This window comes from Gordonia sesuvii (assembly GCF_036350415.1).
GTDB lineage: Bacteria > Actinomycetota > Actinomycetes > Mycobacteriales > Mycobacteriaceae > Gordonia > Gordonia sesuvii.
Genome location: NZ_JAZDUF010000002.1, coordinates 329647 through 353381 on the forward strand (window position 1 = coordinate 329647; position 23735 = coordinate 353381).

Sequence of the window (23735 nt, forward strand, 5' to 3'; positions counted from 1 at the left end):
CGCAGTGAACAGACCTTCTGCCCGGCCAGCGATCGACGACATCCTGCCACTCACCCCGATGCAGGAAGCGATCGTCTATCACTCCACCGCCCCCCGCCCGTCGGCCGCCACCGACCCCTACCTGATCCTCGCCGACCTCGATCTCACCGCCTACGTCGGTGCCCCGGACGTGCCGCGGCTCACCGACGCCATCGCCACCGTGATGAACCGACACGCGGCGCTGCGGACCTCCTACACACGGCGACGGACCGGGCAACCCGTCGCGCGGGTCCATTCCACCGTCGACGTCCCGCTGACGGTTCTCGATGAGCCAATGGATCTGGATACGGTGCGGTCACGTGAACGCGAGATGGGTGTCGACCTGACCTCGCCGCCGCCGATTCGTTTCGTCCTGCTCGCGGGATCGTCCACCGGCGACGACTGTCCGCTGCTGATGATCGCCCATCACGTGGCAGTCGACGGATGGTCGATCCACCGAGTCCTCGACGAGATCGTGCGGGCCTATCGGGGTGAAACGCTCCCGCCGCCACGCCCGATCAGCACCTTCCTGCAGTGGCACTCCGAGCGGGTCGACGACATCGCCGGATGGCGGCATGCACTCGACGGGTTGTCCGGTCCCACGCCGGTTCCGGTCGTCGACGTGTCTGCCGGGCTGCCATCGCAGGTGGTGGATCATCGCTACTCCGAGGAGCGTTCGGCCGAGCTACGGCGCCTGGCCCGGGAATCCGGGGCGACGTTGAACACGCTGATCCAGGTCGCCTGGTCGTTGGTGCTGGCCGAACACAACGACAGCGACGACGTGGTGTTCGGCGCAGTGGTGTCCGGACGGCCGCCGACCGTTGACGGCGTCGATGAGATGGTCGGGATGCTCGTCAACACGATCCCCGTTCGCATCCGTTTCGACCCGGCCGAGTCCGTCTCCCAACTGCTTTCGCGGATTCAACGCGAGCAACTCGCCATGCTCGACCACCACCACACGGCACTGGGCGACATCCAGTCCGAGATGGGGATGGGCGAGTTGTTCAACTCCGTTGTGGTGTTCGAGAGCTTTCCCCGCGGCTCAGTGCGTCCCCACATCGAGGACGAGAACACCTACCCGGCGACGCTTCTCGTCGAAGACGAGCCGCAGATCCGACTGCTACTCGAGCACCGCGGTGCCGCTCCCGAACTGCTGTCTGAGGTTGTGGGCTACCTCGACGCCTTCGTCGACGGGCCCGCGTCCGCCGTGGGTCGACTGGACCGGGCCGGCCGTCTCATCGAACCTGCTACCGCTCCCTCCCCGGCTGCGCCGGCGTTTCGGTCGGTGGCCGCGCAGATCGCGGACGCCGCGGCACGGTCCGCCCGCCGCATCGCCGTGGTCTCGGGTCAGCGCCGCCTGGGTTGTCGCGAACTCGATTCGGCGGCAGGTCGATTGGCCTCCGCGCTGGCCTCGCGCGGGATCGGTGTGGAGTCGGTGGTGGCGATTCGGCTGAACCGCGACGTCGACATGGTGGTCGCGCTGCTCGCCGTCGCGCGGGTCGGTGCGGCGTACCTGCCGATCGATCCCGCGTACCCGCCTGACCGGATTCGATTCATGCTCGACGATGCGACACCGGACCTCGTCATCGACAGCGCGGAACTGTCGCGCCTGTCGACCATCGCAGAACATGCCGAGATCCTCCCGCCGGTCGACGTGGCGCCGGACGCGGCCGCGTACCTCGTCTACACCTCTGGTTCCACCGGTGTGCCCAAGGGCGTGCTCGGGACGGCCGGCGCACTCGCCAACCGGATCGCCTGGGCCGCCGGGAAATGGGCCGGCACCACCGTGCTCGCCAAAAGCTCGATCGCGTTCATCGACGGCACGACGGAGATCCTCGGTGCGCTCGCGGCGGGATCGACGGTCGTGGTCGCCGACGACATCACCACCCGCGATGCGACGGCCCTCGCCGAACTCGCCCTCGAGGCCGGAGCCGACCAGGTGACCGCCGTTCCGTCGTTGGCCCGCGCGATCGCGGAATCCGCCGAGTCGACAGCCGGCCCGCTCACCCTGCGCCGGTGGATCGTCTCCGGTGAGCCGCTCGCACCGATCGCGGCCGAGCGGCTGCGTGCCGACGCCGACGAGTTGGTCAACTCCTACGGTTCCTCGGAGGTCGCCGGGGACGTCGCCACCGGCGTCATCACGGGCGACGTGCACGCCGGCACCGCCGTACCCGGTTGTGAGCTCCGCGTACTCGATCGCCATCTACGGCCGGTCCCCGCCGGCGTCGCCGGCGAGCTGTACGTTGCCGGCGTGCAATCCGCCCGTGGCTACCACGGCCGACCCGAGTGGACTGCAACCCGGTTCGTCGCCGACCCCGGCGGTCATGCCACGCGCATGTACCGCACCGGCGACCGTGCACTGGTGGACGTGGACGGTTGCCTGCGACTTCTCGGCCGTACCGACGGGCAGGTCAAAATCCGCGGCAACCGCGTCGAACTCGGTGAGGTCGAGGCCGCGTTGCTCACCGCGGACGGGGTCACCCAGGGCGCAGTCATCGCCGGCAGTGACGCCGACGGTGACACCCGTCTCGACGCCTATTTCACCGGAACCGCCTCCGCCGCAAGCGTGTCCGCACACCTCGCGCAGGCGATGCCGGGCTACATGGTGCCCTCGACGTGGACGAGGCTCGATTCCTTGCCGCAGACACCGGGCGGCAAGCTGGATCGCCGTGCGTTGCCGAAGCCGCACATCGGCGCACCCACCGCCTCGCGCATGCCGGAAACCGTTCTCGAACAGCAGGTCAGCGACGCCGTCGCAGAGGTCCTGGGCATCGAGAACCCCGGCATGGACGACGACTTCTTCGATCTCGGCGGGCACTCATTGTCGGCGACCCGAGTGCTGACCCGCCTGCGCGTGGCGACCGGCGTCGCACTCACTGTCGCCGACGTCTTCGACCATCCGGTCCTCGCGCAGATCGTGGGGCTGCTCGACACCGCAAGCGACGTCGGTGCACGAGACGTCGGGGCACCGGAAGTCGATCCGCAGACGACGCGCGACGAACCGACGCCCCTCACGACGCGTCCGGATCCCCTACCGTTGTCGCCGGCACAGCGCGGGCTGTGGTTCCAGAGCGGCATCGGCGACGCGGCCTACACGGTGCCGTTCGCCGTCGAACTCCGCGTCACCGACGACACCGCCATCGACCGTGATCGCCTGACTGCATCGCTGCGGGGCATCATCCGCCGACACGAGATCCTCCGCACCAGGATCGTCGACGGCACCCAGGTGATCGACCCGCCGGCCATCGCCGACGATCTCGTCATCGTCGAGCACCAGATCGCCACCGAGGGCGTGACGTCGACGATGTCGCAACTCATCGCGCGCCCATTCGATCTCGCCGCCGAGTCGCCCATCCGAGCAGATCTGCTACGGACCTCCGCGACCACCGCGGTGCTGCTGCTCACCGTGCATCATATCGCCGCCGACGAGTGGTCGGCACGCCGACTGTTCGACGAACTCGCCGACGGCCACAACGGCGCGGACATCGCCGCGCCGCCCATCCAGTTCGCCGACCACACCGTCTGGCAGCTGGGTCGACTCGGCGACGCGAACGATGCCGAGTCCCTCGCCCATCGCCAACTCGCATACTGGCGCTCGACTCTCGCAGGCGCCCCGGACGAACTCCCCCTGCCGTTCGACCGCCCGCGCGGCATCGACCGTGACCATGTCGGCGACGAGATCGTCGTGGAACTCGACGCCGACCGGCTCGCGGTGCTGCGCGACCGGGCGCACGCCCACCGGGCATCGATGTTCATGGTCGTGCACACCGCGGTCGCCGTGGCGTTGTCGGCGTCGGGCGCCGGTGACGACATCGTCGTCGGCTCCCCGATCGCCGGACGCACCACCACGGCTGCCGACGACCTCATCGGGATGTTCGTCAACACCGTCGCACTCCGCACCCATCTGAGCGGCGACCCCGATCTCGAAGAGGTGATCCGGCGGGTTCGCGACACCGATCTCGCGGCCTACGCCCACCAGGACGTGCCCTTCGACGCCGTCGTCACCGCGCTGGCCCCCGAGCGCTCGCTGGCACGGCATCCCGTGTTCCAGACGATGGTGCAGTATCGCGACCCGATCGTCGCGCCGCACTTCGACGGGCTGGAGGCCGCACCGGTCTTCCCACGCACCGACACCGCCAAGTTCGACCTGACCTTCGAGTTCGTCGAACTTTCCGACGACGCCGGTATCCGGCTGCGCGTCGAGTATGCGACCGAACTCTTCGATCGGGTCACTGTCCACGCGGTCACCGATCGGCTCATCGGGGCGCTCGAACTGCTCGCCACCGCCCCGGGCACGCGGCTCGCGCAGCTGCGCCTGGACCCCGAGCCCACCCCGGATGCACTCCGCGGCCTCCCACCTGCTCGCCCTGGCACTGCGCGCACCCTCGTCGAGGTGTTTGCCGACACCGCCGCCCGCACACCCGACCGGACCGCGGTGGTCGCCGGCGACCGCCGCCTCACCTACCGCGAGATCGACCAGCGCAGTGCGCAGCTCGCGCGACGACTCGTCGACGATGGCGTGGCGCCCGGCGATCTCGTCGCCCTGCTCCTCGACCGCGGCCCGGACCTCGTGGTGGCGATACTGGCGATCCTGCGGGCGGGTGCGGCATACGTACCGATCGACCCCGACTACCCGGCGGAACGTGTCGCGACGATCATCGCCGACGCCACTCCGAGCCTCACCGTGGACTCCGCCTACCTCGACCGCGGGCGCGACAACATCATGGACGGGGCCCTCGAGGTGGGAGCCATCGCCGCACTCGCGGACCTCCCGTCGCCGACACCGGAATGGCCGGCGTACGTCATCTTCACGTCCGGCTCCACCGGGCGGCCCAAGGGCGTCACGGTCTCACACGGGAATGTCGTCGCGCTGCTCGACGCAACCGCAGGTCTGTTCGACGTCGGCCCGGACGACGTCTGGATGTTGTTCCACTCCTACGCTTTCGACTTCTCGGTGTGGGAACTCTGGGGTGCCCTGTCGACCGGTGGGAGTATCGTCGTCCCGGATCGCGCCACCACTCGATCACCGCACGAGCTGGGGGCGCTGATCGCCGCGGAGCGCGTGAGCGTGCTGAACCAGACACCGACGGCCTTCTTCGCCCTGGACACCGCCGACGATGACCCGGGGACCGCCACAATCGACCTGTCGACGCTGCGTTACGTCATCTTCGGTGGGGAGGCCCTCGACCTCCCGAGGCTGGGCGGGTTCATGGGACGTCACCCGCACGTCCGACCGGTCAACATGTACGGCATCACCGAGATCACCGTGCATGCCAGCCATCTCGCGATCGACACCGGAGTCATCTCCCGTGCCACGGGTAGCGATGTCGGCCGGTTGTTGCCGGGCTTCGGCGGCCGGCTGCTCGACCAGTACCTGCGGCCGGTACCGCCCGGGGTCGCCGGTGAACTGTACCTCGCCGGACCGCAGGTCACGCGTGGCTACCTGCGTCGCCCAGGGCTCACGGCGGCGCGGTTCGTCGCCGATCCGGTGCACTCAGGCGCGACGATGTACCGGACCGGCGATCTGTTCCGCCACGACCGCGACGGACGCCTCTGCTACGTCGGCCGCTCGGACACCCAGGTAAAGATCCGCGGATTCCGGATCGAGCTCGGCGAGATTCGTTCCGCGGCAGCAGCACTCGACGGCGTCGACGACGTCGCGGTGATCACCCGTCCCGGACCGGACGGCGCCGAGCGGATCCTGGCCTATGTGGTCGGCAGCGTAAGCGAGCCGGAGTCGCTGCGGGCCGCGCTCTCCGCAGTGCTGCCCGAGCACATGGTGCCCGCTGCCATCGTGCCCGTCGACAGCATCCCGGTGACCGTCAACGGTAAGACCGACGTCGCCGCGCTGCCCGAACCCGAGGTCCATCGCGCCCCCGGCGGTCGGCGACCCACGAATGACATCGAGCACGCGCTCGCCGACATCTTCGCCGACAGCCTCGGCATCGGCCGCGACGATGCCGGCGCACCTGATCTCGGCGTCGACGACGACTTCTTCGCGCTCGGCGGCGACAGCATCATCTCCACGACGATGGTCAATCGGGCACGTCGTCGTGGACTGCACCTGACACCGAGAGACGTGTTCACCCACCGCACGATCGCGGGCCTCGCGACGGTCGCGGAATGGATCGACGCCACTCCGACCCGCGAGGGCGGCACGACCCCGGGAGACGCGCCCGTCACCGCGGCCACGATTCCGCTGTTGCCGATCGTCCAACGCCTCCGCGAGTTCGGCGGCACCGTCGACCGATTCAATCAGGCGCTCGTCGTCGACACACCGGCCGATGCGGACAGAGACTCGATCACCGCCGCGCTACAGGCACTTCTCGACTGTCATGAGGCGTTGCGGATGTCGCTCGATATCGTCGCCGGCGTCGTGTGGAGCCTGCGCGCACATCCGCCCGGATCGGTCCAGGTCGAGGATCTGCTGACCGTCGTGGGGATCGGCGGCGACGACGACCTTCACCGCATCGTCGCGACGGAATCCGATCACGCGGCAGCGCGTCTGGCCCCGACCGACGGCCGCATGGTGTCAGCCACCTTCCTGCAACCACCGCCGGGTGGCAACGGACGACTCATCCTGGTGATCCACCATCTCGCGGTCGACGGCGTCTCCCGCCGGATCATCCTCGACGACCTCGCCGCTTTCCATAGCGACATCCTCGCCGGCGGCACACCGACACCGCTGACCGGCGGCACCTCGATGCGCGACTTCGCCGAACTGGTGGCCGCCCGCGCCGCCGACCCAGCGCTGCTCGGCGAAGCCGCACACTGGGCGGCGGTTCTCGCGCCGGGTGGCGACCTGATGCCGGGTACGGCTCCGTCGGGAGGCCGGGTCGGCGACCAGAAGCGGCATGTGGTGACCCTCGGGTCGTCGGCCACCGCCTCGCTGCTCTCGCAGATCCCCGCGGATCTGGGAGCCGGCGTCACCGCGATCCTGTTGGGAGCCCTGCGCGTGGCCGCCACCCGCGTCCTCGGCACCGGTGACCTGATCGTCGACACCGAACGGCACGGCCGCGACACCGATCTCGCCGGATTCGTCGATGTCGACCTGGCACATACCGTCGGATGGTTCACCACTGTCGCACCGCTGCGCCTGCCGACGGCCGACGACATCACCACCGCGATCGCCGACGCCGACCGATTGTGGAACGAGATACCTTCGGCAGGTGCTGGTTTCGGCATGCTCCGCCACCTCAGCGGTCAGACGTCGGCGGCCCTGGCGACGCTGGCGAGGCCGAGCGTGCTGTTCAACTACCTGGGCCGGTTCCCGGTCGGTGGCGGTGTGGCATGGCAACCGTCGGCCGAATCGGTGTCGCTCGACGCGAGGCCGGACGCCGATCTCGGCTGCGGCTACCCGCTGGAAGTCGACGTCGTGTGTCGAGACGAGGTCACCGGACCGGTCCTCGCCGCCACATTCATGTACCTGCCCGACCAGATGTCCCCCGACCTCGTTCTCGCGCTCTCGGCCGAGTGGCAGGCGGTCCTCGAAACACTCGCCACGGCTGCCGAATCCACCACTTCACCGGCGATCGGAGTGCACCCGTGACATCCACCTCGCTTCAGACGGTGCCTGCTCTCGCCGGCCAACGAGACATCTACCTTGCGATGCAGGTGGCCGGGGACCCGGCCCTGTACAACACCGGGCTGTATGCGGAGGTCGACGGCCACCTCGACTTCGATCGCCTGCGCGACGCGCTGGTGGCGACGCTCGAGTCCGCGGAGGCGTTGCGAGCGGTGTTCGTCGACGACGCCGGTGATCTTCGGCAACGCCTGCTACCGGCGGACCGCTGGCAGCTTCCGGTCGTCGACGTGCGCATAGACGGTGCCGCGACCGCGTGGATGGCCGAGGACATGTCCCGACCGATGGACGTCCACGAGGGTCCGCTGACCGAGATGACCGTGCTGCACACCGCGGTCGACACCCACGTGATCTACCTCAAGGTGCATCACCTGGTCTCCGACGGTGTCGGACTCATCCACTTCCTCAAGGCGGTACAGGAGAACTACGACGGAGTCCCCGTCGACCGCGCGTGGGATCTGTCGACGATCCTGACGGCCGACTCGTCCTACCGGACCGGCCCGGCCTTCGGGGTCGACAGATCGTATTGGTTGGAACGGATGTCGGATCGGCCTACTCCGGTGCGGCTGCTCGACGAGGAACTGCCGCCGGGCAAGGGCCACATCCATGCCCGCTTCGAACTCCCCGTCGAACAGATGGCGCCGTTGCGAACACTGGCATCGCAGACGGGCGTGCGTCCCACCGTGCTCCTGATTGCGGCGGTCGCCGGCTTCGCCCAGATCCGCACCGGCCACGAGGATCTCGTCTTCGCTCTGCCGGTCACCGGCCGTCTGGACCGGGCAGTCCGCACGGCTCCGTCGATGGTCACCAGCGTCCTGCCGCTGCGGGTGACCGCCGGCCCCCGCGACACCGTGGCCGATCTGTCGCGCCGAATCGACCAGGCCCTCTACGGACTGCTCGCGCACAGCCGCTTCCGCGGTGAGGATCTCGGTCGGGCGCTGACCACTGCGTCCGAACGTCCAGGCGATCGCTACCGCATGTTCGGACTCGGCGTGAACGTCATGTCGAACACCACACGGCAGATGATCGGCGGCCACGAGTTCACCGCGCACGCGCTGGCCTCCGGACCGGTGTCCGATGTCGAGATCCAGATCCAGATGCGCCGCAAGGACCGGCCGGCGGAGGTCGTGCTACGGGCCGTCGAATCCGCAGGCGACCAAGTGCACACGATCGCCGACGATTTCCGTTCGTTCCTGGCGGCCCTCGCCGAGGATCCCCGTGCACGTCTGGGGCAGCTGGCCGCCGGTAGGCCCGCCACCGTCGACGATGTCGAGAACGGCTCGCTCGCACCGCCACCCGCGGTGCTGCGGCTCCGCGACACCGGGATCGATCCGGAGTCGTTGTCCCCGCGGCTGTTCCGCGCACACGTCGATCCGGGCACACCGCCGGAAGCGATTGCCGGCATCGTCTCGGCGCTCGTCGCACGCCATGGCGCCCTACGCACCTCCCTGCAGCGGCCGATACCGATGGTCTGGACCCTGCACACCGACCCAGCCGAGGACCACACCATCGAGCTCACGGTTGCCGACCGTCTGCCTGACGTGTTCACGGCGCCGCAAGCGATTTACGTACCGGCCTCCGGGGAGCTGCGGATCGCGGTCGATGCCGCGGTCGTCGATCCGGTATCGGCCCGTCTGCTCGCAGTCGATCTGCGTACCGCGATCGACGATCACCGGGCGGGCCGCGACGTCGAGATCGACCCGGTCCCGGTGTCGATGCATCGGGTGGCGAGCGGCCTGACGGCGGCCGCCGCCGACCCCTCCGCGCTGCCCACCTGGCTGGACATCCTCGTCCCGGGTGGAGAACTGCCGGCACCGTCGCACTCGGAATCCCAACAAGGTCCGGCGACCGACGCGGCATCGGGGACGATTCGTCTACGGCGACGCCACACGCTCTCGACGAGCCGACCGAGTCTGGTCGGTGGCGCCGCACTGGGACCCGTCGTTCTACCCGCCCTCGCGCAGGTCTTCGGACCGCGGATGCCCGCCGAGCTCCTCGTCGACCACGTGGTCGACCTGCGCCCGGCCGGAGCCGACCGGACGGCCGGCCCATGGCAGGCGTTGAGCCCGGCACGCCTCACGCTCGCGAACCCGAGTCCGGTCGCGGTCCCCGGCCCGGCACTTGACATCCTGCGCTTCGGTTCGCCGCAGGTCGGCGGCGCCGTGACCGCGGCGCTCGCCGCGGGCAGCGCCGTCGCGCCGTCGGTTCTGCTGGGCGACTACGGGTTGCCCACCGCTCATGCGCTCACCGTCGCGATCGTCGACGAGCAGCGGGATGCGGGCGAGACCGGATGGGCCGTGGAGGTGAGCGTCGACCCGCACCGGATCGCCGACGCCCAGAGGGTCGTCGACTCGATCGTCGATGCCGTGTCCTGTGCCACCGACACCCGCCTCGTCGACCTCGACGACGATGCGATCGCGCGTCTGACCGATCGTCACGGACAGATCGAGGATGTCTGGCCGCTCACCCCGCTGCAGGAAGGCCTGTACTACCAGGCCCGTGTCGACACCGACGCCGACATCTACACCGCACAGTTCTGGCTGGACTTCGGCCATCACCTCGACGCCGACGCGGTCCGGACTGCCGCCCGAACCCTGCTGGCAACGAACCCCGAATTGCGGGCCGCATTCGTCGAGTACGACGGCACCCCGGTACAGATCGTGATGGCCGAGGTGGAGCCCGATCTGACGGTCGTCGACCTGGCCCACGTGACGGCCGAGCGCCTCGACGGCGAAGTCGACGCCGTGCTCGCCGCCGACCGGGCGTCCGGTTTCGACATCGACCGTGCGCCATTGTGGCGCACGACGCTGATCCGACTGCCGGACGGACGAGACCGCCTGGTGGTGAATCGCCGATTCCTGTTGTGGGACGGGTGGTCCGGCGGGCTCTTCGTCTCCCGGCTGTTGGCCCACCTGAACGGCACCCCGGTCCCGCCGCGCGAGGCGTCGCTGGGCGACTACCTGCGCTGGATCGCCCGGACCGACGACGCGGAAGCACTCACCGCATGGCGCGAACATCTCAGCGGTTACGACGAGCCGTCTCTCGTCGCGCCGCGCGCGGTCGCCGCGACACCCCGGCCGCCGCAACGCATCGAGGTGGACCTCGGCGTCGACGCATCCGATCGTCTCCGTGCGGACGGCCGTACCGCCGGCGTGACCCTCAACGCCGTCCTGTCCGCCGCTCTGACCCTCACCCTGTCCCGGATGCTCGGACGCACCGACGTCGCCTACGGATCGACCGTCGCGGGCCGTCCCACCGAGGTGGCCGGAATCGACACCGTCATCGGCCTGTTCCTCAACACCGTCCCGGTCCGTACCCGGCTCGATCCGGCGCAGACCGTCGGCGACCTGCTGACGCAGATCCAGACCGACCGGGTGGCGCTGATGTCCTACGACCACATCGGGCTGGCCCGGCTGCAACAGGAAACCGGACACCAGGCGCTGTTCGACGTTCTCTATGTGCTGCAGAACTTTCGCACCGAGGACGAGGAGCGCATCCAGTCCGAACTGCACGACGTGATCGGCGAGGGAAGCCTCGACCACACGCATTACCCGCTCGCTCTCGTCGTCACCCCGGGCCGGTCGATCCGGTTTCGCCTGGAGTACCGCACGGATCTCGTCGATGCCTCGGTCGCCGACGATTTCGTCACCCGCTTCCGATCCCTCCTGGCCGACCTGGGGTCGCACCTCGATGAGCCGGTGGCCGCCCTCGACGCCGCGCTTCCCGGTGACGCACCGCTGCCGGGTCCCGTTCACGACCTGCCCACGACAACCGTGTCCGGCCTCCTGGCCGAACGTGCCGCGACCATCCCGGAGGTCGACGCCCTCGTGTTCGGCGCCCGGCGACTCACCTACGCCGAGCTCGAATCCGAGGTTGATCGGGTGGCGCATGTGCTCCACGACCACGGCGTCGGGGCCGAAACCGTGGTCGCGCTGGCGATCCCGCGGAGCATCGAGACCGTAGTCGCACTCTTCGCGATCCTGCGTGCGGGTGGCGCCTATCTCCCGCTCGAACTCGACCACCCCGACGAGCGACTGCTGGGAATCATCGCCGACGCAGGGCCCGCGATCATCCTCACCCGCGGCGACGTCGCGGACCGATTCGCCTCCGCAACCATGCGGGTGCCCGGCGTGCAGGTCCTCGACGTCGAGCGGTTGCCCGAGACCGTGACGTCCGAATGGGTTTCTCCGGCAGTCGATCCGGATTCCCCGGCCTATGTCATCTACACATCCGGATCGACCGGCCGACCCAAAGGTGTCATCACGCCGTACCGCGGCCTGACGAACATGCAACTCAATCACCGCGAGAAGGTGTTCGAGCCGGCGATCGCGGTCGCCGCCGCGGCCGGGATCGATCGCCGCCTCCGGATCGCGCATACCGTGTCGTTCGCATTCGACATGTCCTGGGAAGAACTGTTGTGGCTGGTCGAGGGACACGAGGTACACGTTTGCGACGAAGACCTGCGTCGCGATTCGGCGGCGCTGGTGACCTACTGCAACACGCACCGGATCGACGTCATCAACGTCACGCCCACCTATGCCGCGCAATTGTTCAGCGACGGCCTGCTCGACGGCGACCACGTACCACCGCTCGTTCTGCTGGGCGGCGAAGCGGTTCCGGAGCCGGTGTGGACGCGGCTGCGCGAGCATCCGCATACGTTCGGTTACAACCTGTACGGCCCGACCGAGTACACCATCAACACGCTGGGTGTGGGCACCGACGAGTCCCCGACGTCATCTGTCGGCACACCTATCTGGAACACCACGGCGCATCTGCTGGACCCGTGGCTCCGGCCGGTGCCCCGCGGTGTTGCCGGAGAGCTCTACATCAGCGGCGCCGGCCTGGCCCGCGGCTATCTGGGGCGTCCCGATCAGACCGCCGAGCGATTCGTGGCCGACCCCTTCAGTAGAGGCGGCCGCCTGTACCGGACCGGCGACCTGATGAAGGTTCGGCCCGACGGCAACCTCGACTTCCTGGGCCGCACCGATGATCAGGTCAAGGTGCGCGGCCACCGGGTGGAACTCGGCGAGATCGACGCGGCGCTCACGGCACTGCCCGACGTCGCCGCATCGGCTGTCGTCGCCACCGCCGATCCCGCGGCGCCCGATGTCAAACGTCTTGTCGCCTACATCATCCCCGCCGATGTCACGGCGGGACTCGACTTTGCCGACGTCCGACGCGGCCTCGCTGCCGACCTGCCCGACTACATGGTGCCGACCCTGTTCGCGGTGGTCGACGAGTTCCCGATGACGGTCAACGGCAAGCTCGACGTGCGCGCCCTGCCGCAGCCGCAGCGGACCGGCGTGCGGCGTCCACCGCGGACCGACCTGGAGCTCCGGCTCTGCGAGATCTTCGCCGATGTGCTGGGCCTCACCAGCGAGGCATCCGCACACCATGGGGAACCGGCACAGCACGAGGAACCGGCCGCGCCCGAATGCCCGGTCGGGATCGACGACGACTTCTTCGAGCTCGGCGGCCACTCGATGGCGGCGATGAAATTGGCGGCGACACTACGCGCCGAGTTGGGCGCCGAACTCGCGATCCGCGACCTCTTCGAGGCCCGCACACCCGCCGAGTTGGCGCTGCGCGCCCGGATGACCGGTTCGACCTCCGATATCGACGCTGGTCCGCGGCCGGACCGAATCCCGTTGTCCCCTGCCCAAGAACGCTTGTGGGTGTTGTACGCACTCGATCCGACCGATGTCTCGTACCACTACGGGCATGTGGTGCGCCTGGGCGCGAGGGTGGACGACACCGCCCTACGGGCCGCCGTCCGCGACGTCCTCGAGCGCCACGAGAGTCTTCGGACGGTCATCGACGACAGCGACGGTGAGCCGCTGCAACGGGTTCTCGCGGTCGACGAGATCCCCGACGTCGTCGAGGTCGGGGACATCCACGCCACCGCCATCGACGGCGGCGACATCCAGGGCGGCGAACTCGAAACCGACGTGCAGGCCACGGTGACCGCGCGTGCCCGCGACTTCCTCACCCGGCCATTCGATCTGCGGTGCGCGCCGCCGATCCGGGTCCGGCTCGATCGGCTCGCGACAGCCGATCGGCACGGGGCCGGCGTGCTGACCATCGCGATGCATCACATCGCGACCGACGAGTGGTCGGACCGACCGTTGCTGACCGACCTCACCGTCGCCTACGCCGCTCGGGTGGCCGGGATGTCCCCGGAGTTCACCCCCCTGCCGGTGCAGTACGCCGACTACGCCCTGTGGCAACACCGACGGATCGCGGAGTCCGGCGACACCCAGCTGGACTACTGGGCGCAGACACTCGCCGACCTGCCCGAGGAACTCGATCTCCCCCGCGACCGGCCCCGCCGACCCGGAAGCGTCGGTCCCGCCGCCACCGCCACCAGCACCGTCGATGCCGGGACACGCGCCCGGCTGGCGGAGGTGTCGCGCACTGCCGGAGCAAGCATGTTCATGCTGCTGCAGGCGGCGGTCGCCACGCTGCTGTACCGAGACGGTGCCGGCGCAGACATCCCGCTGGGCACACCGGTGTCCGGGCGCAACGATCCCGCCCTCGACGATCTCGTCGGATTCTTCGTCGGCACCCAGGTGCTCCGAACCGACCTGACCGGACATCCGCGCTTCGACGAACTCCTGGAACGCGTCCGAGTCCTCGACCTCGCCGCCTTCGACAACGCCGACGTGCCGTTCCAGCAGATCGTCGAACGGATCTCCCCGCCACGCGTCACCGGGCGTAACCCGCTGTTCCAGGTGACGGTCGGATACCTTCCGCTCGACGCGGTGCCCGGTGAGTTCCTCGGCGCGCCGGCCACCTTCGAACCGCTCACCGCGGTCGCCGCCAAGTTCGACCTCGCATTCACGTTCGTCGACGTCATCGCCACGGGCGAACTGACCATCGGGCTCGAATACGCGACCGACATGTTCGATGCCGCCACGGCCGACCGACTGCTCGCACGTCTGGGTGCCGTGCTCGACGCGGTGGCCGGTGATCCACGTGTCCGGATCGACGCCATCGGAGTCCTGCCGTCGGCGGAGACCGCGGCGATCCGCGCCGCCGAGAGCGGCCCCGCCGAGATGTCCGGCGGCGGCACCGTGATCGACCTGCTCCGGTCCGCTGCGCACGACCATGCCGATCGAATAGCGTTGTGTGACACCGTCGGCGGCCAACTCACCTATCGTGAGCTCGATCGGGTGGCCGAGCGGGTCGCCGCGGCAATCGTCGGCCACGGAGTCGGCCCCGAGAGTGTCGTCGCGGTGATCGCCGAGCGCGGTGTCACCCAGCTGGCCGCACTGCACGGGGTGCTGCGCGCGGGTGCCGCCTATCTACCGATCGACACCGACCTGCCCGCCGACCGGGTGGCGTTCATGATCGCCGACGGCTCTCCGGCCGTAGTCATCGTCGACGACACCCCCGCCGCCGCAGCACTGGTGCCCACTGAGCTCCCCACCCTGTCACTGACCTCCGACGGTGTGGTGGCGATGGCCGCAGACGAGGCACCGACGTCACCGATCGCGGCACCACGACCGGACAACCCGGCGTACGTCATCTATACGTCCGGTTCGACGGGTCGGCCCAAGGGCGTCGTCGTGACACACCACAATCTGGTCAACGTGCTGCGGTGGCGATGGGAATCGATGCCGGGAGGCACTTTCGGCCCGGATCACCGGGTGCTGGTCAAGACACCCGTCGGGTTCGACGGCGCCGTGTGGGAACTGTTGATGCCGTTCGTGACCGGCGCAAGCGCTGTCATCGCCGAACCGGGCGCGCAACGCGATCCCGCCCGGCAGGCACAGATCATCGCCGAATACGGCGTCACCACCGCCGTGTTCGTGCCGTCCTTGCTCGACATCTTCGTCGACCTGGTACCGAGCGTGCCGACGCTGCGCCACATCATCGCCGGCGGTGAGGCGTTGTCCACCGAACTCGCCGCCCGCGTCCATTCTCACGCACCGGGGCTGGAGCTGATCAACGCGTACGGACCCACCGAGACGACCGTGGTCGTGACCGACTTCGTCGCCGAGCCGCATGCGTCGACACGCACCGTCCCCATCGGCGTGCCGATCGCGGGTACCGACCTGATCGTGCTCGACCACACCCTCCAACGAGTACCGGACGGAACCGTCGGCGAACTCTACGTCCGCGGCACCGCTCTCGCCCGGGGCTACCACGCCCGACATTCGCTGACCGCAACGAGTTTCATCGCGGACCCCACCGGCGATGTGCCCGGGGCGCGGGCCTATCGGACCGGAGACCTGGTCCGTCGACGAGATGGCGTGCTCGAGTACGTCGGTCGTTCGGACACCCAGGTCAAGGTGCGCGGGAACCGTATCGAGCTCGGTGAGATCGAATCCGCGCTGCGTGCGCTGCCGCACATCGCCGCGGCCGCCGTCGCCGTCGACGGTGACCGTCTGCTCGGTTGGGTCGTCGCCGAGCGCGAACACGTCGCCGACGATGCCGACATCGTGGCCGGGGTGACCGCGCAACTCGCGGCGACGATGCCGGGCTACATGATTCCGGCCCCGATCGTCGTTCTCGACGAGCTGCCCCTCAATCACACCGGCAAGCTGGACCGGCTGGCCCTCCCGATGCCCACGGCCGCGACGGCGGCGGGCACCGAACCACGCAGCGACCTGGAAGCGGACCTGGCCGAGATATTCGGCGCCGCTCTCGGATCGACGGTCCGGGACGTGCACGCGAACTTCTTCGCGCTGGGTGGACACTCCCTGCTCGCGATCAAGGTGACCAATCTCGTCCGCGCCACCCTGGGCTACGAGGTCGGACTGAAGACAGTGTTCGACCATCCGACAGTGGCCGGTCTCGCGGCGCAGCTGTCCTCCTCCGCCGGGGTGCTCACCACGGCCATCGAGCTAGGACGCCGAACCGACCCGACCCCCGTGTTGTCCTTCGGCCAGGAGCAGATGCTCACCCTGCACGCGGTGTCGGGACCCACGTCCACCTACAACGTCCCGATGCTGTGGCGTCCGGGCGGCCCGGATGGCCGCGAGCCCATCGATCACCCAGCCCTTCGGGCGGCCGTCGCGGATGTCGTGCGGCGGCACGAGGTATTGCGCACCCGCTACCCTGATCAGCGGCCGGAGATCGTCGAGACGCCGGACGTGGTGGTCACCCACGCAGCCGACGCGGCGGAACTGTTCGCCACCGGTGCGCATCCCTTCGACCTCGACCGCGAGATCCCGATCCGGGTGAGCGCAACCGACGACATCGCGGTCGTGACAATCCATCACATCGCCACCGACGAATGGTCCGCCGCGCCGTTGCGGGCAGACCTGGACACCGCCTACGTGGCACGCCGGAGCGGTCACGCACCCGCGTGGGACGAACTGCCGTTGCAGTACGCGGACTTCGCCGCCTGGCAACGGGAGGTCGTTTCCGGGGAGCAGCGCGACACCCAGCTCGACTTCTGGCGCGACGCGCTCGCCGGTTCGCCGGAGGAATTGACCCTCCCCTACGACCGGCCACGGCCACCCCGGCCGTCCGGGCGCGGCGACGGCGTGTTCCTCGCGCTCCCAGGCGATCTGGTCCGGTCCCTTCGTCGGCTCGCCGACACCACCGGCACCTCGATGTTCATGATCGTGCAGGCGGCCGTCGCCGTGCTCCTCTCCCGGCTCGCGGGCGGCTCCGACATCCCGCTCGGCACACCCGTCACCATCCGCAACGACACCCGGCTCGACCGGCTGGTCGGCTTCTTCCTGAACACCGTCGTCCTGCGGACCGACGTGTCCGGCAATCCGTCGGCCACCGAGTTGCTGAACCGGATCCGCGCCGCCGACCTCGCCGCGCTCGATCACCGGGATATCCCGTTCGAACAGGTCGTGGAGGCTGTCGGGGCGGCCCGATCGGCCGCACTCAACCCGCTCTTCCAGACGATGATCGTCTACGTCGACGGCCGGCTCCCGGCCACCGGGGACGGCACCACCCCGCCGCCGCCCACGACCGCCAAGTTCGACCTGTCTTTCGACTTCACCGAGGACACCTCCGGTGACGAACCCCGGGTCGGCGGAGTCATCGAATACAGCACCGACCTCTTCGACCGCGCCACGGTCGAGGCGATGTCTCGACGGTTGTTGAGGATCCTCGAGTTCGTCGCGTCCGAGCCGGACGCACCGTTGCGCGGCCTCGACATCCGGGTCCCCACCGAACTCCGCGAAGACCATTGCCCCGCGGCCGCCCCGTCGACGTTCCCGGATCTCCTCGACCACGTCGTCGGTCGAGATCGGACGGCGCCCGCACTGCGCGGCGCCGACGGCACCCGTACCTTCGGGGAACTCGACGATCGGGTCCGAACCATCGCCGGACGCCTGGTCGACGCCGGCATCGGACCCGAAGATGTTGTCGCGGTGTCCCTCCCACGCGGCGTCCGGGCATTGGAGACGATCTTCGCGGTGCTCTACGCCGGAGCTGCGTACCTGCCGATCGAACCCGGTACGCCCCACGATCGTGTCGAGGCCATGCTGTCGATCGCCCGGCCGGCCCGGATCGTCGACGGTCTCGACGATCCGTTGTTGGCACCGGCCGACGGCCCCGTGCCCGGCGGCGAGTTCCACCGTGCGCGGAGATTGCTGCCCGATCATCCCGCCTATGTGATCTTCACGTCCGGCTCCACGGGTACCCCCAAGGGTGTCGTGGTCCCCCATCGTGGTTTGACGAACCTGTTCGCGAGCCACCGTCGGATACTGCATGCGCCGACCCGGGCCCGTACCGGGCGCGATCGCCTGCGGGTGGGTCACGCATGGTCGCTGGCCTTTGATGCGTCCTGGCAGCCACAGCTCTGGTTGCTGGACGGGCACGAGATCAGCATCGTCGACGACGACACCCAGCGCGATGCACAGGCCCTGGCCGCCCAGCTCACCGCCGAGTCGTGGGACTTCCTCGAACTCACCCCGTCCCATCTACGACAGTTGGATGGCGCCGAGGCATCCATGGCCGCAATCGGTTTCGGTGGCGAGGCGGTGCCTCCGGCGCAGTGGCAGCAACTCCGCGAGCTGTCCGGTTCGGATGCGTACAACCTGTACGGGCCGACCGAGGCGACCGTCGACGCCCTGGTCGCACGAGCCGCCGACGCCGCTCACCCGATCGTGGGTGAGCCCGTCGACGGGACCACCGCCTACGTCCTCGATGCGTACCTGCTGCCACTGCCGGACGGGGTCGACGGGGAGCTCTATCTCGCCGGTGCCGGCCTGGCCCGCGGCTACCTGGGTCGCGGCGAACTCACCGCCGAGCGGTTCGTCGCCGATCCGTTCGCCCGCGACGGCTCACGCATGTACCGCACCGGTGACACCGTCCGGCGCAACGCCGACGGCCGACTCGAGTATCGCGGGCGTGGCGATGATCAGGTCAAGATCCGCGGCTTCCGGGTCGAACCCGGCGAGGTCGAGGCAGCACTGACAGCGATGGACGGGGTGGACGCGGCACTCGCGGTCGCCCGGTCCGGTCGACTGATCGGCTACGTGGTCACCGGGAACGACGCGGAGGTGCAGCCATCTGAGCTCCGCGCTCGTCTCCGCGGCGTGCTGCCCGACTACATGGTGCCGTCGGCCATCGTGGCGCTGTCGGGATTCCCCGAACTGCCCAACGGCAAGATCGATCGCAGGGCGCTCCCCGAACCCGAACTCGACACCGTCATCCGCACCCCGGAAACGCCGGTGCAGCAAAGCATCTGCGCGGCGATCGCGGACGTGGTCGATGTGCCGCGGGATCGGGTGGGCCTCGACGAGGACTTCGGCGAGCTCGGCGGCGACAGCATCGTGGCCATGCAGCTCGTGGCGCGGCTGCGCTCGGAGGGGTTCACCGTCTCACCTCGCGACGTGATGACCCACCGCACCGCCGCCGAACTCGCCACGGCCATCGGTGCACCGTCGGCCACAGCGCCACAAGCGTTGCCCGACATCACCTCTGGCGAGGTCCCCGCGACACCCATAGTGCGGTGGCTCGAGTCGTTGGTCACCGACGAGCGGGTCCGGTCGCACAGGACGGACCCGGCCGAGCTGATCCGTGGTTTCCACCAGTCCGCGTTGCTGCGGGTTCCGGCCGACCTCGACCACACCCTGCTGCAAAAGTCGCTGGCGGTTCTCGTCGCACGTCATCACATGCTGCGCGCGCGTCTGGTCGCCGAGACACCGTGGCGATTCGAGGTGCCCGACCGCGTGTCCGGCCCGCTGCTCGTGCGCGAGACCGACCGCGACATCGAAGCGGTCGCCCGCCGGGCGCGGGCACGACTCGATCCGCGGGCCGGCGTGATGCTCTCGGCGGTGTGGGTCGACCTCGGCGACGAGCCCGGTCGCCTGCTTCTGGCCATCCACCACCTGGTGGTCGACGGCGTGTCGTGGCGCAGTCTGGTGCCGGAGTTGCTCGCCATCTACACCCAGCTGGGTGAGGGCGTCGACGAACCCGCGCTGCCCCCGGCACCCACGGCCTTCGCCGCCTGGGCCGGCGAACTCGTCGACCTCGATCGATCCGGCGAACTGCAGGTGTGGCACGACGTCGTCGACGTCGACGGCCCATCGCGCGTGTTCACCCGTCCGCTCGATCCGACCATCGATCGGCAGGGCTCGGCACGACGGCATCGGGTCGACATCGATCCGGCGCTGGCCGCACGCTTGCTCGGCGACGTCCCCGCAGCGCTCGGCGCCGGCGTGGACGATGTGCTGCTCGGCGCGTTCGGTGACGCGGTCGGCGCACCGACGCTCGTGGATCTCGAAGGGCATGGCAGGGAGGAACACCTGGTGCCGGGAGCCGATCTCAACGGGACCGTCGGGTGGTTCACCGCGGTCCATCCGGTTCAGGTCGGGGGTGCCGGTACCGCAGGTGAGCAGATCCGACTACTTGTCTCGCAGCGGGCCGATCTTCCGGACGGGGGCATCGGCTACGGACTGCTCCGATACCTCGACGGACACGAACTGCCTGGCGCTGCCATCGAATTCAACTACCTCGGCCGCTACCGCTCTTTCGAGTTCGGCGACTGGGGTATGGCACCCGAATCGGCCGAGATCGGCCCCGACGACGCGATGCCCGCCGGCTACGGCCTCATCATCGACGTGACGACCCTCGACGGCCCGGAAGGAACACGCATGCAGGCCACCTGGACGTATCAGCCGGGGATGGCAGACCCCACGTTGATCGAAGACCTCGCCCGAGCGTGGGTGGCGACCCTGCACGCCGTCGCCGACGAGGTGGTCGGACCGTGACCGCCACTCGTTCGCTGTTCGTCGACATCTCGCCCCTGCGCGAGAGCAAGCCGTTCCGGCGGATCTTCGTCGCCCGGCTGATCTCGCTGGTCGGTATCGGTCTGCTGCTGGTGTCCGTACCGATCCAGATGTTCGAGCTCACCGGCTCGTCGGCTCACGTCGGCGCGGCCACCGCTGTCACCGGCATCACCACGTTCGTCGGGATGATCGTCGGCGGTTCGCTGGCCGACCGGTTCGACCGCAAGCGGCTGATCCTGGTCGGACGCAGCGGTGCCGCGCTGTCGTTCGCCGGTTTGGCGATCAACGGTTTCGGATTCATCTCCGGCACACCGTCGGTCGGTGTGCTGTACGGTCTGGCCGGCATCGACGGCCTGATCGGTGCGCTGTCGACATCGGCGTTGATGGCTGCGGTCCCGACCCTGATACCGCGCGACCAACTGGTCGCGGTCGGGGCGCTCAGTGCCTTGACCGTCCGGATCGGCTCGGCCGTGTCCCCCGGCATCGCCGGTTTCGTCATCGCCGCGGCGGGAGTCGAATGGGCGTATGTGGTCGCCGCCTGCCTCGCGACGACGACCGTTCTCATCCTGCTGGGTCTGCCGTCGATGCCGCCGACGGCACCGATCGCGGGCGAAGAGCCCGCACCTGCGCCACCGCCGGACGAGGCGCCGCAGCGACCGACGTCGTTGCTGGGGTTCATCGCCGATCAACGGGTCGTCCTGGGAGTGATGATCGTCGGTGTGCTCGCCATGCTGGGCGCCGGTGTCGTCGCACTGCTGCCCGGTCTGGTCGCCGAACGGTTCGGCGGCGACGCCCGGGCGACCGGACTGCTCTACGCCGCGGTTGCTGCCGGAGCCATCGTCGCCGCACTCACCAGCGGATGGCTGGCGACCGTCAAGCGCCCGGGAGTGCTGCTGGTGTCGGCGCTGACAGCCACCTTCGCCGTACAGATCCTGTTCGGTCTGGCTCCGTTGGCGTGGCTGGCGATCGCGCTACTGCTGGTGGTCGGCGTGCTGGAGGCGATCCAGGAAGTATTGCGCTACTCGCTGATCCAGCACCACACCCCCGGGCCGTTGCTCGGCCGCGTCAACGGTGTCTGGATGGCCCAGGAGGTCGGCGGAGTGAGTGTTGGCGCGCTCGTGGCCGGCGCCTTCGGCACGATCTGGGTGGCCTCGGATGCGATCGTCTACTACGGCATCGGGTTGCTCGTGCTCTCGGTGATCGCGGCGGTGACCCTGCGATCGCTCACCGGGGTCATCCGGGAGCCGACCCACGCGGAATCGCCCCGCTGACATCGCGCGGCCATCGATCTCGCGCGCGTGAATTTTCGAGCGCGCGGGATCGATGCGTGCGCGAGGTGTAGGCGGGGTGCGCTATCCGGCCAGCAGGGCGCGCAACTTCTTCCGGCTCACCTTGCCCACACCGGTCTCGGGGAACTCCTCGATCACCTTGACGGTGTCGGGAAGTTTCCACTCGGCGAGCCCGCCGGCACGCACGAACCTACGAATACCCGCCAGGTTGGGCGGATCCTCCGGATCCGCAGGGATCACGTAGGCACAGGTCCGTTCACCGAGATACGCATCCGCGACCGCGACGACGATCGCGTCACGCACCCCGGGATGGGTGAGGAGTTGCTCTTCGAGTTGCTCGGCGGAGACCTTCTCACCGCCGCGGTTGACCCGGTCCCCGCCGCGACCGCGGACCACCAGGTTGCCGCGGTCGCTGAACTCGACGACGTCGCCCGTCCGGTACCAGCCGTCCGGGGCGAACGAGTCGGCGCCCGCACCCTGCCAATACCCGCGAATCGTGTAGGGGCCTTGGGTTTCGAGGAAGCCGGGCCCCGAGGTGACCGGGTCGCCGTTCTCGTCGACGAGGCGGAGTTGGTCCTGATCGGACATCGGTGCGCCCTGGGTGGTGCACACCTCGTCGAGCGGGTCGTCGAGCCGCGTGTAGCAGACCAGCCCTTCGGCCATGCCGAACACCTGCTGCAGTCGGACTCCGAGCGCCGGGCCGATCCGCGCGGCAAGCTCGTCCGGGCAGCGGGCGCCCCCCACCTGCACCGTCTCCAGCGACGAGATGTCGAACTCCGCTCCGCGTTCGGCGGTCTCGGTCCACAACCGCGCCAGGGGTGGCACCAGACCCGTCATCGTCACGCGTTCGCGCTCGACGAGCTGCCACGCGACCGAAGGTGTGGGCGATTCGGTCAGGACCACGGTGCCGCCGGCGTACATCGCGCCGAGGATGCCCGGCGAGCTCATCGGGAAGTTGTGCGCCACCGGGAGTGTCGCCAGGTAGACCGTTTGGTCCGTCACGGCACACACCTCGTTGCTGCGCCGCACACTGTAGAGGTAGTCGTCGTGGGTGCGCGGGATGAGTTTCGGGATCCCAGTGCTCCCGCCGGACAACTGCAGGAAAGCCAGATCTGAGGAGTCTGCGCTGCCATGGTCGATCGGTTCGGCGAAGAGAGATTCGAGGTCGTCGACATCGATCAGGGTCCGTACCGACTCCACCTGCGCAGCGACCGTCTCGGCCAGCGCGCGATGATCGAAACCGTCATGGGTCGCAGGCGATACGATCGCCACCGCCCCGGCGGAGCGAGCGATACCGACGAGCTCGGCCTCGCGATGAGCCGGCAGACCGAACACCGGCACCAAACGGGCACGGAAGAGAGCGAACACCGTCTCGACGTAGGCGACGCGGTTCGGGATCTGCAGCAGCACTCGATCATCCGGTTGCAGACCCAGGCCGTGCAGTCCGGCTGCCAATCGGTCGACTCGTTCGTCGAGCTCCGCATAGGTGAGTTTCCGGTGGATGTCGACCACGGCGACCCGCGATCCGACGGCCGAGTCGGCCGCACGGCGGCGGAGGATGTCATCGAACGTCTCGCCGGTCCATAGGCCCAGCGCACGATAGCGGTCGGCGTACTCGGGGGGCCACGGTGAGACCTTCAC

The 23735-nt window shown here is 69.1% G+C and carries 4 protein-coding genes; 3 read left to right on the top strand and 1 reads right to left on the bottom strand.

Going from position 1 to position 23735, the window contains the following annotated elements:
- Positions 1-4 precede the first annotated feature (4 nt).
- Genes VZC37_RS08375 through entS form a run of 3 tightly spaced genes read left to right on the top strand, consistent with a single transcriptional unit; the run spans position 5 to position 22076 of the window.
- Positions 5-7567, top strand: coding sequence for an amino acid adenylation domain-containing protein (locus VZC37_RS08375; RefSeq protein ID WP_330432009.1), 7563 nt, complete (start codon positions 5-7; stop codon positions 7565-7567).
- Entirely contained in the window at positions 7564-20787 is a 13224-nt protein-coding gene (locus tag VZC37_RS08380) for an amino acid adenylation domain-containing protein (RefSeq protein WP_330432010.1), read from the top strand. Before VZC37_RS08375 ends, VZC37_RS08380 begins: the two co-directional genes overlap by 4 nt.
- A complete protein-coding gene (entS, locus tag VZC37_RS08385) occupies positions 20784-22076 on the top strand; it encodes an enterobactin transporter EntS (RefSeq protein WP_330432011.1) in 1293 nt (430 codons plus the stop codon). Before VZC37_RS08380 ends, entS begins: the two co-directional genes overlap by 4 nt.
- A gap of 81 nt (positions 22077-22157) precedes the next feature.
- On the opposite strand, the gene VZC37_RS08390 is transcribed toward entS, so the two are convergent.
- Positions 22158-23735 carry a (2,3-dihydroxybenzoyl)adenylate synthase gene (locus VZC37_RS08390; RefSeq protein ID WP_330432012.1) on the bottom strand — a complete coding sequence of 526 codons (1578 nt, stop codon included), beginning with the start codon at positions 23733-23735 and terminating at the stop codon, positions 22158-22160.